This is a genomic window from Streptomyces sp. NEAU-W12 (genome assembly GCF_026242095.1).
Classification (GTDB): Bacteria; Actinomycetota; Actinomycetes; order Streptomycetales; family Streptomycetaceae; genus Streptomyces.
Map to the genome: position 1 here is coordinate 25,282 of NZ_JAPJDM010000034.1, position 12,583 is coordinate 37,864.

Annotated in this window: 8 protein-coding genes; 4 read left to right on the forward strand and 4 right to left on the reverse strand. The window is 72.1% G+C overall.

Features of this window, described 5'->3' with window-relative positions; translation table 11 throughout:
- Window positions 1-59: 59 nt before the first annotated feature.
- The 3 genes from ORI94_RS31750 to ORI94_RS31765 all read right to left on the reverse strand — a co-directional run bounded on the left by ORI94_RS31750 (window position 60) and on the right by ORI94_RS31765 (window position 5,201).
- Window positions 60-1,121: a T3SS effector HopA1 family protein gene (locus ORI94_RS31750; protein ID WP_266082013.1), complete on the reverse strand. Its 1,062-nt coding sequence runs from the start codon at window positions 1,119-1,121 to the stop codon at window positions 60-62.
- Window positions 1,118-2,239 (reverse strand): class V lanthionine synthetase subunit LxmK, encoded by a 1,122-nt coding sequence (gene lxmK, locus ORI94_RS31755; protein WP_323056105.1) that lies wholly within the window; start codon window positions 2,237-2,239, stop codon window positions 1,118-1,120. The genes ORI94_RS31750 and lxmK overlap by 4 nt, the downstream gene beginning before the upstream one ends.
- 1,261 nt (window positions 2,240-3,500) lie before the next feature.
- A complete protein-coding gene (locus ORI94_RS31765) occupies window positions 3,501-5,201 on the reverse strand; it encodes an FAD-dependent oxidoreductase (RefSeq protein WP_266082020.1) in 1,701 nt (566 codons plus the stop codon).
- 187 nt (window positions 5,202-5,388) lie between these two features.
- Between ORI94_RS31765 and ORI94_RS31770 the strand changes: the two genes are divergently transcribed.
- Genes ORI94_RS31770 through ORI94_RS31780 form a run of 3 tightly spaced genes read left to right on the forward strand, consistent with a single transcriptional unit; the run spans window position 5,389 to window position 8,850 of the window.
- The gene (locus ORI94_RS31770; RefSeq protein WP_266082021.1) at window positions 5,389-6,234 is read left to right on the forward strand and encodes a carotenoid biosynthesis protein; all 846 of its coding nucleotides are present in this window, start codon (window positions 5,389-5,391) and stop codon (window positions 6,232-6,234) included.
- Window positions 6,231-7,355 (forward strand): glycosyltransferase, encoded by a 1,125-nt coding sequence (locus ORI94_RS31775; RefSeq protein ID WP_266082023.1) that lies wholly within the window; start codon window positions 6,231-6,233, stop codon window positions 7,353-7,355. The genes ORI94_RS31770 and ORI94_RS31775 overlap by 4 nt, the downstream gene beginning before the upstream one ends.
- Window position 7,356: 1 nt before the next feature.
- Complete coding sequence (locus ORI94_RS31780; RefSeq protein ID WP_266082025.1) at window positions 7,357-8,850, forward strand: phytoene desaturase family protein; 1,494 nt, start codon at window positions 7,357-7,359, stop codon at window positions 8,848-8,850.
- 12 nt (window positions 8,851-8,862) lie between these two features.
- Here ORI94_RS31780 and ORI94_RS35415 read toward each other — a convergent pair whose 3' ends face one another.
- Window positions 8,863-10,479, reverse strand: coding sequence for a YhjD/YihY/BrkB family envelope integrity protein (locus tag ORI94_RS35415; protein ID WP_323056106.1), 1,617 nt, complete (start codon window positions 10,477-10,479; stop codon window positions 8,863-8,865).
- An 832-nt stretch (window positions 10,480-11,311) separates the two neighbouring features.
- Between ORI94_RS35415 and ORI94_RS31790 the strand changes: the two genes are divergently transcribed.
- Entirely contained in the window at window positions 11,312-12,565 is a 1,254-nt protein-coding gene (locus ORI94_RS31790) for an inositol-3-phosphate synthase (protein WP_266082028.1), read from the forward strand.
- Window positions 12,566-12,583: the final 18 nt, after the last annotated feature.

Sequence of the window (12,583 nt, forward strand, 5' to 3'; positions counted from 1 at the left end):
GCTGGACCTCCTGCGGGGTGCGGTCGGGTCGGGCCACCGTCGTTCGCGCGTCCGGCGGTTCAGGCCGGCCGGGGGGCCGTGTGCCACGGCCAGTCGCCCGAGTCGAGGTTGCGGGCGGGGTCGGCGGGGTCCACGTTCGCCGCGACGCACGCCGCCGCGAGCCCGGCGGCCGTCGGACGCTCGCGCTGCTGTTCCGCGGCGGCCACGAAGGCCCGCGCGACCACGTGCGCCCGGTGTTCGCCGAAGCTCAGTCCGCGCATGCCCGTACGGTCGTCCTTCGGTTCCCACGCGGCCGTCACCCCGGGCGCGACCTCATGGGCGAACGCGGGGGCGGGTCCCTCCGGCAGGCCGGTGGCCAGGGCCTCCTCGGTCACCGCGCCGACGGCGTCCCAGGAGCCCTGGCTCAGGTAGACGACCATGCCGTCGTTGCGCGGCAGGCTCGCCGGATTGGAGATGATCTTCGCTCGGTAGGTGACGGAACGGCTCTCCAGGGCGCTCAGTACGGCACGCCACAGCTCGGGGGCCGCGTCGGCGTCCGCGACCCGCAGGTAGAGCCGCAGCAGATCACCGCCGCCGGTGCGGCCCGTGCCGCTGTCCACGAGGAAGAAGCCGGGCGAGACGAGCGGGCGGGCCGACGGGAGGTTCATCAGCACCACCGGGCGACCGGTGCCGCCCGCCGTGCGCCCGGTCTCCCGCAGCGTCACCGAGTCCGGGACGCCCACCCGCAGACCGTCGATCTCCACGACCCGCCGGCCGGTGGCCGAGCGCCGGTCGGTGAGGATCCCCGCGGCGACCGTCTCCGGATGCGGCGTCGCCTTCGCCAGCCGCGCCTCGTAGCCGGGTGCGCGCAGGGTCCTGGGCGACTCGCGGTCCTTGACCCCGCGCCCGGTGTGCAGCACCTCGTACAGGGTGCGGGCGAGGGCGAAGCGCATCGCCGACGGGGACTCGGCGGTCACCTCGTCGTCCCGCACCCGGGCCGTCCGGCCGTCCGGCGCGATGTGCACGTCCTCCAGTGCGAGGCGGAGACCGGCCGACAGTACCGGTGCGGGCGCCCCGTGCGCGGCGGGCCGCTCCACCGCCCGCTCCCCGTACGGGACGGGCTCTTCGGTGGTCGTGCTCATGAGGCCTCCCCCAGGCCGACCGTGCGCACGAAGCTCCGCGGGTCGAGCAACGCGGTCCTGCCGATGCCCGCCGCCGCCCGGACGATGGCCGACAGCCGGCCGCTCTCCCTGGTCGAGGCGATCAGCCGGTCGATCAGATGCCACCCCGCGTAGGACGTGGCGCGCACCACGAGTCCGTCGTCCTCGGGGCCGCCGCCCTCGCGGTAACCGCGGTGGAACGCGGAGATCAGCGGCAGCACGCGGGCCAGTTCCTCGCTGCCGCGCGCCACGACCTCCTCGTGGGTGAGCACGGCCGAGAACGCGTCGTCCGTCTCCTGCGCGGGAATCCGCAGCACCGCGCGGTGCAGCCATTCTCCGACGTACGCCCCGACATCGCGTGCCGGGTCCCCGAGCCGGAACTCCTCCCAGTCGTTCACGTGGAACGCGGTGTCGGCGAGCAGGAACTGATCCAGCCTCAGGTCGCCGTGGACGGGGACGCGGGCGACTCGGTCCTCGGCCGCCCGCAGCCGCTCCAGTTCCTCGAGCAGCGCGGCGTCGCGCTGCAACAGCCCCCATGCCTGGACGAAGGCACCGGTGGCGTGGACGTACGTCTCCAGCGGCAGCGACCGCAGGTCGTCGACCGGCGGGAACGGATGGGGGTCCGGCTCGGGGAAGTCCTCTTCCCGGAACGGGAGTCGGTGCAGCGTGGCCAGGGTCCGGCCCGCCCGGGCCGACATGGACTCGGTGAACTCCTTTTCCGCGGCGAGTTCACTGCCGGACCTGATGTCGTCGAGCATCCGGAACACCAGCAGTCGGTGCTCCTCGTCCCCGCCGAGGAACTCCGGGCGGGGAAAGGGGCGGGTGCCCCTGTTGGCGAGGCGCTCGAACGCCACGATCCTTCGGTATCGCTTCCGGGATTCCCCGGGGCTCCCTTTGAGCCGTTTCACGAATACCGAATGACCGGTGTCCGTGACACCGGCCCAGTTCTCGTTCCGGCCGGGATAGGAAGAGACCTCCGAAGAGCTCAGGGAACCCAGCCGGAGCTGCATCAGGAGCTGTTCGACCGATGCGTCCACGGGACTGTCGACAGCCGACGCGGAAGGCCGGCCCTGCGGGTATGTGCTCGTTTCGCCTGCCACAGACGTTTTCTATCGCGGGGCGAGGCCGACGGACAACGAAGTGACCGGCATCGGCCACCGACGACGAGGGTGCGCCGCGTGCCGCGCGGGGCGGCCGCCGACGGCGCGGCCGTCACCGGGCCCGGGTACGGGGCGGCGGCCGTCGACGGTTTCCTCCCCGTCACCGGCCGCCGCCGCATACGCTCTCTCGTCTCTACGCTTTCCCCGCCCGCGCCGCTCAGATGATTCTTCGACGCACGGCCCAGACCACTGCCTCTATCGGGGTTTCCACGTCGACGCGGTCGCATATCGACCGTACTTTGCGCCGCAAGGTGCGGTCGCTCATCTCCATACGGCGGGCCACCTGCGTCATGGTGCAGCCCTGGGAGACAAGTTGGAGAATTCTCAAGTGATCGTTTCCTAATCTGAGGTGGGAGTCTCTTAAGGAAGTATTACGATTCACCTATCAACCTCGTGGTCGTCCGACGGTGGGGCGCCGGGTTCCGATGCACTGGAACACTCGAGGAAGGAGACGGCTCACGCCTGTCGAATAGCCATCGGCAACAATTGCCTTGACGGTCAGGCGAGGGCCAAAGGGGCTGCGACGTCCTGGTCCACCTTGCTCAGCGGCATGAGCTTCCCCCCTCGACTGAGACCTCGTGAAACGGCGGTCGATCCGCGGCACCGAGCGCGTCGCCAGTATATGAACCATCGGATCCGCTTGATCAAGACTTTACACATGTGTCCGACGTCACATCGCGGTCATTTATGGAATCCGAGATTCCGAATACGGCGGCCGACTTACCGGGGTCCGCAATTCAGCGCCGCGTTTCTCGCTATTCACTGGAACGCGGGGCGCATATCAGAGAGCACCGCGGCGCGAACGTGCCGGGCGACGACCGATGAGTGCCTTCCCGCCCCCAGTCGGACGTCACGCCGGTACGCCACGGGCGCAGAACGATCACAAGACGGCGAGGAACCGCGAACGTGTGCCCTGATCAGTACCGACTTGAGCCTCTGCCCATCTGAAGTCGCGGGTCAAGGGAACGGTGTGACCGGTTCTCGGGGCGCCCGCCAGTGGGTCAGGACCGGCAGGTTCCGTGCGCAGGGCATGCGGAAGCCTGTTTTTCCCATCCTGTATGCCGGCGGGTCGGGACTCGGCCAGGCCGTCGGCTCACAGCACCAAGGCGGCTCCGGGCACTTCGGGGCCCCTCATGTGGCCGCGCCGGGCGGGGGGTGGCCGGTGCGCCGGGAGGGAAGCCGGGCCCCGGACACCGCGATGTCATCTTCCGGGTGCGGACGGTGGTTCGGCGGCGACCGGTGCGACGGGGGTCGATGTGCGGGCGGGGGGAGCCGACGGCGTTGCCGTATCCGGTGTGCGGGGCTTCACCGGGCGCCGTCTCCCCGCCGACATCGCGCTCATGGCACGCAGCAGCGTGGTGCGGCCTCCCCTGGGAACGCTCCACACATCGTGTCCGCGTACGCCCCACTGTGCCAGCAGGGCGTTGGCCGCCTGAAAGCCGCTGGTGGCCGCGCGCTCCATGAGGGCCACCGGCAGGTCGACGCGCACCAGGTCGCCGGCCAGAACGAGGCAGGGGTCCGGAGTCGTCACCGTGGGCCGGTCTCCGAATCCGCCGGAGGGGAACAGGGGGCAGTCGGCGTGGAGTTCGTGACGCTCGTCGATCACCGCGGCGTTCGCCGTCTCCGGATAGACGCGTCGCATCTCCTGGGCCAGTCGGGCCCGCACCCGCTGCGGGTCGGCGTCGTCGGGAAGGGCGTAGGCGTGCAGTTCCACGACACATCCGCCCGTGCGCCGCGCCCATGCCCGTGCCTCGTCCTCGTAGCGGTCGAGGACGCTGATGTTGTCCAGTGGTCCGAATCCGCCGGTGCCCAGGAACGCGGGCCGGTCCGCGTTCAGCGGCCGGTCGAGCCACAGGCGCGAGACCAGGAAGGAGGGCGCGCTGCGCAGGCGTGCGATCCGTCGTCGCCAGTCCTGGCCTCCCAGGGTCGGCGAGGTACTGACGATGCGCTGCAGGCCCTTGGTGTCCGCAGCGAGCACGACGGCGTCGGCGGCATGTTCCGCGGCCGTCGTTCCGTCATCGGCCATGACGGTGAACCGTCGCTGCTGCCCGGGCACGACGGCAGCCACGGCGGTCCCGGTACGGACCGTGGCTCCGAGCCGATGCAGATGATCGTGCAAGGGGTTCCACACGGCGGCCGGGAAGGGCTGCCGGGGAACGTCGAAGAGAAGTCCCTCGCTGGAACCGAGGAAATAGATGTGGAACATGAGAGCGAGCTCGGCGGCCGAAAGATCGGCGGGGTCGGCGAAGAAACTGCGGGAGAAGACTTCGAAGGCCAGGTGGTGGGCGCTCGGTGGGAAGCGGATCCGCTCCAGGAAGGTCCGGGCGTCGAGGTGGTCGAGCCTGCGGTAGATCCGGGGCACGTCCACGTCGAAGAGGTGCAGAGCGGCGCGCCGGTCGATCGTCCTGAGGTCTGCGGCACGGAAGGTGGAACTGCGCATCACGAAGGCCGCCGCGTTCCAGGGTGGGGTTGTCGGCAGGCCGGCGAACGTGTCCGTGTGCCCGGTGTCGTGCAGCAGCGGGTAGTCCGGCACGGGCGTCAGGACGTCGAGGCCGGGGTCGATGCGCCGCAGAAGGGCGCGGAGGTTGTAGTACTGCCGGAAGAAGGCGTGGAAGCCGCGTGACATGGTCGCGGTAGAACCGTCGCGCAGTTCGGTCGGCCAGCCGGCCAGGCGTCCGCCGAGGTGCGGCCGCTGTTCGAACAGGTCGACCGCCATGCCGCGCTCCGCCAGGGCGACGGCGGCCGTGACACCCGCGATGCCGCCACCGACGACCGCGATGCGAGGCGGCGGCCCCGTGTGCCGACCTGGCTGGAGGTCTGCGGGAGCACTGATCCGCACCGCACGCCGGTCGCGTCCCGGTCTGTCTGCCGCACGTGGGACCCTGCGCAGCGTGTGAGTCATCGTCGGACCGCTTTCCTACCGCTGTCGCCGGCCGGACGGTCGGGCCGGGCGCGGATCGCCCAAGTCTCGATCCCGGGCGGCAGGCGTGCGGGCCGCCGCGCCGTCGTATGGTCCGTACCGGTGAAGCTTCCGGTACCGGCCCTGCCGCCTCGGCGGTGAAGCCGGGTCGTGTCCTTATGCTCACGACATGGTCCAGGTACAGGAGCGGCCGGCGCTGCGCCGCAGGCTCGGGGCCGGCCCGCGGACAGCCTGGTCGCTGGCCGCGGCCGCCGTGCTGTGCCAGATTCCCTACCCGCTCGTGTCCGGCTCGCGGCGTGACGCGCTCACCGTCGTCGGCGTGGTGGTCTTCTGCCTCGCCTCCATGGCGGCCGCCGCTCTGCGGCACGGGGTGCGGGGTCCGCTGGTGCTGTTGGCGGTGGCAGGGCTGGGCGGCCTGGCGGTCGAGGTCGTGGGGGTGCGTACGGGCTTCCCGTTCGGTACCTATGAGTACACGGGGACGTTGGGGCTGAGCGTGGCGGGGGTGCCGGTGGTGGTGCCGCTCGCCTGGATCATGATGGCCTGGCCCGCGCTGGAGGCGGGACGGTCACTGGCCCCGGGCCGGGGGCGTGCGGGGCCCCGTTCGACCCGGGTGCGCACGGCGGTGGCCGGAGGGTGGGCGCTGGCGTCCTGGGACGTCTTCCTCGATCCGCAGATGGTCGATGCCGGTCACTGGAGCTGGACGGATCCCCATCCGGCGCTCCCCGGGGTGGAGGGTGTGCCGCTCACCAATTTCCTCGGGTGGGTGGCCGTGTCCGTCGTCATGATCGCTGCGATGGACGCGCTCTGCGGGCACGCGGTGCGGCGCCCCACCGGGAACGGCCGGCCCGCCGGCCCGGCTGTCGTGTTGTACCTGTGGACCTACGCCTCCTCGGTCATGGCGTGCCTGGTGTTCTTCAGCCGTCCGCAGGTGGCGCTGGTGGGTGGTGTGCTGATGGGGCTGGTCGCCGTTCCGCTGGCGGTGCGGGCGGCAGGTGCCGCCGGGGGACGGAGGTGAGCCGGCTCCACGCCGCGCGGGCGTTGGTCGCGGGGGGCGCGTTGCTGGCGGTCGCCGGCACGGTGCACAGCGCCCTGAACAGCAGAAGCCTACGGATCCCTCCGCCGGATCCGGTGCCGGTGGGCGAGTCGGTGTCGCTTCTGATGCCGGTACGCAACGAGGCCGGGCGTGTCGGCCCTGCGCTGCAGTCGCTGCTGGTTCAGGAACACCTGCTCCGGGCAGAGGTCATCGTGCTCGACGACCAGTCCACCGATGACACCGGCGCCGTGGTGCGCCGCCTGTGCGGAGCGTACCGGCACGCCCGGGTCGTGCACGGCACGGCGCCGGAGCCCGGGTCGCCGGGCAAAGCCCACGCCTGCCATCAGCTCGCGTCGCTCGCGCGGGGCAGCGTGCTGGTCTTCGTGGACGCGGACGTGGTGCTCGCGCCGCACGCGGTGGCCTCCTCGGTGGACCTGCTGCGCTCGTCCGGACTCGATCTGGTCTCGCCCTTCCCCCGTCAGGTCGCCAGGGGGCCCGCCAACCGGCTGTTCCAGCCGCTGCTGCAGTGGTCGTGGCTCACCGTGCTGCCACTGCGGCGGGCGGAGACCTCACCGAGGCCGGCGCTGTCCGCGGCCAACGGCCAGTTCCTCGTCGTGGACGCCACCGCCCTGCACGGATGCGGCGGGTTCGCCGCGGTCGCGGACAAGGTCCTCGAGGACATGGCGCTCGTCCGGGCGCTCAAGCGCGTCGGGGGCCGAGGCGGCATCGTGGACGGCAGCCAGATCGCGATCTGCCAGATGTACGACGGCTGGCGCGAGCTGCGGGAGGGGTACGGCAAATCCCTGTGGGCGGCATTCGGGTCCGGCGGGGGCGCGGCAGCAGCGTGCGCTCTCCTCACCTGGGCATACGTGATGCCGCCGTTGGCAGCGTGCCGGGGGTCGCGCTGGGGGGCGGCCGGGTACGCCGCGGCCGTGACGGGGCGGGTACTGACCGCGCGGCGCACGGGCGGGCGATGCTGGCCGGACGCGCTGGCCCACCCGGCGTCCGTCACACTGCTGGCGGTGCTGACGGGATGGTCCTGGCTCGGCCACCGCCGCTCCACGCTGTCCTGGAAGGGCAGGCCGCTGCGAGGGCGGTGCTGAGATGCCCCGCGTCGCCGTGATCGGAGCCGGCATGGGCGGGCTGGCAGCTGCCGCCCGGCTCACCCGCCAGGGTCACCACGTCACCGTGTACGAGCGGGCGGCCACCTGCGGAGGCAAGCTCGGCACCGTACGCCGGGACGGTTTCGTCTTCGACACCGGGCCGTCGCTGCTGACTCTGCCCGAGGTCTATCGCCGCCTGTTCGCGGACACGGGAGCTCCCTTGGAGCGCTGCGTACCGCTCGTGCCGGTCGAGCCGGCCTGCAGCTACCGGTTCGCCGACGGAACCCGGCTGGCGATGCCCGGTGACCCGCGCCTGGTCCCCGGTGTGCTGGACGACACTCTGGGGGAAGGAGCCGGGGCGCAGTGGGCCCGGCTGCACGAGGCCTCCGGCGAGTTGTGGCGGCTGGTGGGCGAGAGTGTGCTGCGCCGGCCGCTCGGCGGCCCGGCCGGACTGCTGCGCCGCTCGGCGCGGCCCCGCGGGCTGACCGCTGTCGCCCCCTGGCGCAGCCTGCGGGGCACCGGCCGGCACTATCTGCGCGATCCCCGGCTGCGCATGTGGCTGGAGCGCTACGCCACCTACAGCGGCTCCGACCCGCGACGCGCACCCGCCGTCCTGGCGGTGGTCTCCTACGTGGAACAGCGCTACGGCACCTGGTACGTGCCCGGCGGCCTGCGCCTGCTGGCCGACGCCCTCGAGCAGCGGTGCACCGAGCTGGGGGTGCGGTTCCGCTACGACTGCCGGATCGCCGCAGTGGAGACCTCGGCCCGCGGTGTCACCGGCCTCCGCCTGGCGGACGGCGGCACGGCGGCAGCGGACATCGTCGTCTCCGGCGTGGACGCGAAAGCGCTCTACGGCCACCTGACGGCGGACCGGCGCGGGCGCCGCCCCCGGGCCGCCCTCGCACGCGCCCAGTCCTCGCTCGCCGGATTCGTCCTCCTGCTGGCGCTTCGCGGGCGGGATCCGCGGACACCGCACCACCGCGTGCTGTTCCCGGCGGACTACGACGCGGAGTTCGATGCCGTGTTCGGTATGCCGGGCCGTCCCGCCACCGACCCCACGGTGTACATCAGCGCGCCGGACGACGCCGCGCTGCGTCCCGATGACGGGCATGAAGCATGGTTCGTTCTGGTCAACGCTCCCCGGCACTCCTTGGACGGCACCCGCGGCACCGTCGACTGGACCACTCCGGGACTCAAGGAGTCCTACGCCGAACGCGTCCTGGACGTCATGGCCGGCCGCGGCGTCGACGTGCGCCCACGACTGCTGTGGTGCGAAACCCGCACCCCCTTCGACCTGGAACAGCAGACCGGCAGCTTGGGGGGCGCCATCTACGGCAGCTCCTCCAACGGCATCCGAGCCGCCTTTCTCCGGCCGGCCAACCGCTCCCCCGTGCCCGGGCTCTTCCTCGTCGGCGGATCCGCCCACCCCGGCGGCGGCCTGCCGCTGGTGGCGCTGTCCGCGGAGATCGTCGCAGCCGACATCGGCAACGCCTGACCCCGTCGGCCGCTATCTCAGCGCCCGCGCCACCCCGGCCGCCAACTGTACGAAGCCGACCCCCGCGGCCGCCGTCCAGCCCATGACGCACACCTCGGCCCAGTTCCACCCCGTGCCCGGCGTACCGTCGGGCCACAGGCCGCTTCCCAGGCACGCGACCGCGCACAGCACCACGCGCAGCGGCCGCTCCGCGATACTCAGCACGCCCACCCCGCGCATCCCCGCCGCGTTGGCCCGGGCCCGCAGATACTCGTGCAACTGGGCAAGACAGGCAGCCACGAGACACCAGGAGGCCGGCGCACCCAGGGCGTACAGGACGGCGACCAGCAGAAGGTCCGCGACCCGGTCGGACATGGCGTCCACCACGGCGCCCAAAGGGCGGGCCCGGTCGGCCGTCACGGCGACGGCTCCGTCCAGCCCGTCGAGCAGACCCGCCACGATCACCAGCGCGCAGGCGGCCAGCGGCCAGCGGCCGCCCTGGGCTGCCGCCCCCACGGCGGCGGCAGCCGCCAACGGCCCTCCCGCGGAAAGAAGGTCCGGCGGCACGGCGCGCATCAGGCGCGTGCCGGCGCAGCGCTGCGCCAGCGCCACCCACATCGAGGCAAGCACGCTGCCGGAAGGGTCGTACCCTCCGTGGAGCTTGGCCCATCGGACCAGGACGTCGTCGTGGCCGCGCGCCCCGAGTCCCGCGAACACCTTGCCGCGGCCGCGAGGGGGCGCCCCCGTGGTCGCGGTGGTGTGGTCCCGCGGCTCGGTCGCGGGTTCGTCGGACGGGCCGTCCCCCGGGAGACGGGACACCGCGAAGAGGGGGCCCGGGTGACTGTCCAGGCAGAGCATCAGCTGATAGCCGACGAGCAGGACCGTGTGCAGCAGGTACATCCACAGGCCCAGCGCCACGACGGCTCCGGGCACGACGAGCCCGCCGAACGGCACGCTCCAGTCGACCGGGACGGCCAGGAACAACACGAATCCGCCGAGGAAGCCGCACAGGAAAGCCCCCGTCACGAACGCGGCCAGAACCGTTGCCCGCAACCCCGCGGTACCCACGCCGACGAACCGGAAAAGCAGAAACACCTCCGTGGAGAGCAGAAGCCACAGCAAGTGGAAGGCCAGGACAGCGGACCAGCCGAGGCGGTGACCGCCGGCGTCGGCCAGTCGGGCCAGCGGCGGGCCGGCGTGCAGAACGATGCTCATGAGCAGCGGGCCCGCCGCCAGGGCCGGCACCAGCCCCAGCCTGCCCCGCCAGGCGGTGAACGTGTCGTCCCGCGCCGCCACCGGCGACAGGTGCAGGAAGCCTCTGCGCAGTCCCTCTCCGTACACACTGGCGGGCACCAGTGCGACGGCGAGAGCCGGGTAGGACAGCCGGGCTGCCGCGCCGGCCACGGTGCGCAGCCCCGACTGCACTCCGTGCCCGTACGGCAGCGCGTCCCCGATGTCCTCCGCGGCCTGACGAAGGCCCTCCCTTCCCACCACGAACACCGACAGCCGTAGCAGAACCAGCATCAGGGCAATCACGGCGACCATGGCGAAGAACGTGGTTCCGGCCGCGGTCAGCGCCAACTGCCTGCCGCGCACGGCGCCGCGCACCTCGGCGGTGAGCAGGCGAAGCGCGCCCCACTTCGTGTGCATGGCGCCAGGCGACACCGACTGCTCCTTCGCACGTCTGCCGACTCGTGTTCGCGCTGTGCCGTGACGATACACACAGCACATCCGGTGCGGCGGTCGCCGTCCGACCACGTCACCGGGCACGATGCGGACCGGAAGCACGGGGTGATCCGGTTCCGCGGCGGATCGCACGGTGCTGGACCGAGGACGCCGTGAACGAGAGCGCGGTGCGGGGGCGGCACTTCAAAAAAGCGGCTCGTGCCGCGGGCCCGTTCACCCAAGACCACGCGGGGCACACGGTGACGCGGTGTGTCCCGCACGACGTCGCGCCAGGGGCGCCGGCCGCGCGGAGACCGCAGAGTTCCACCGTGCAGGGAACTGCCGAGGTGTCCGGTGCGATACGCCGGCGTCGTCGTCCGGCCGGGGCAGGGCGCCGGGGCGACGCCGAGACGCTCGGGACACCCGTTTGCCGGGTCACGATCGCCGCGTCCGCGACGCACGCTTCGCGCGTACGCACAGCACCGGGATCGATCTCATCCGTTCGGCGCCTGACGTTTCACCCGTTCGGCCGCCTCCCTGGAACGGCTGGCCGACCGGGCTGCACGGTGCCGTGGGCGCAACAAGCGCAGTTCAGCGCGTCACCACAACATGGCCGGGAGAAAAACACCGGAACCGTGATGTCTTTCCGCGGGTGCACCGACCAGTGGCCGCGCGAACACTCGGTGGCATCGCTTCGGTGCACCCGACTGCGATGCGAGACAAGGTTCCCGCGGACCGCGCAGGAGCGTCGGCCGTGCCCGTGACCTCTGCACGGAGCCCGGCCGTGTCCCCGTGGGCGAAGCGAACGGAGAGAGCCATGCATGAGGGACCGGCCGAGGCCCGATCCGCCCGGCACAAGAACCCGGAAACGACGACCGGACGGCTGGGAGCCGCCGTCGTGGGGCTGGGAGGGGCAGTCGCGACCACCGCCGTGGCCGGGGTGGAACTGCTCAAGCTCGGCACCTGCGGACGGGACGGGCTGCCGCTGGCGTCGCGCACGGATCTCGTGCCCTACGAGGATCTGGTGTTCGGCGGCTGGGACATGTCGGCCGACGACCTGGCCAAGGCCGCTCACCTGCACCGTGTTCTGGAACCGGCCCAGATCGAGGCCGCCGCTGCCCGGCTGCAGCAGCTGCGGCCGTGGCCGGCGGTGGCGGACCCGGCCTACTGCCGCGCGGTGACCGGTGCCCATGTCGTGCCGTTCGACAGCCCGCGCGAGCGCACGGAACGCATCCGGGAGGACCTGCGGCGGTTCCGGGACGAGCAGGGCCTCGACGAGGTGGTCGTGGTCAACCTCGCCTCGACCGAGCGCCTGCCCGACACCGCATCACCCGCTCTCGCCTCGCCCGAGGCGTTCGAAGCCGCGCTGGACACGGGCGACGGGGCGATCACCCCCGCCATGCTCTACGCCTATGCCGCACTGCGGGAAGGCATGGCGTACCTCAATTTCACCCCCAGCTGCGCGGCCGACGTGCCGGCACTGATACGCCTGGCCGAGCGGCAGGGCGTGCCGATCGCCGGCAAGGACGGCAAGACCGGGCAGACGATGGTGAAGACGGTGCTCGCCCCCGCTCTGCGCTCGCGGGCGCTGCGGGTGGAGGGCTGGTACTCCACCAACCTGCTGGGCAATCGCGACGGCCGGGCGTTGGAGGACCCCGACTCGATGGCCAGCAAGACGGCCACCAAGGAGTCGGTGCTGGACGCGGTGCTCGGCTACCCGGTGGAGGACCATCAGGTGCGCATCGAGTTCTACCGGCCGCGCGGCGACGAGAAGGAGGCGTGGGACAACATCGACCTCGTCGGCTTCCTCGGCCGCCGCATGCAGATGAAGATCGATTTTCTGTGCCGGGATTCCGTCCTGGCCGCTCCGCTGGTGCTGGAGTTGATCCGGCTGCTGGCCGAGGCGCGGCGGCGCGGGGAGCGCGGAGTGCAGGAGCAGTTCGGATTCTTCTTCAAGGCCCCGATGACCGCCGACGGGAGCGTCCCGGAACACGCCCTGCACCGCCAGGAGCAGGCCCTGCTGGACTGGCTGGACGGCAGGGGGCGGACCACGACGAGCGGACGGTCGTGACGCAGGCCGCTCCCCGTT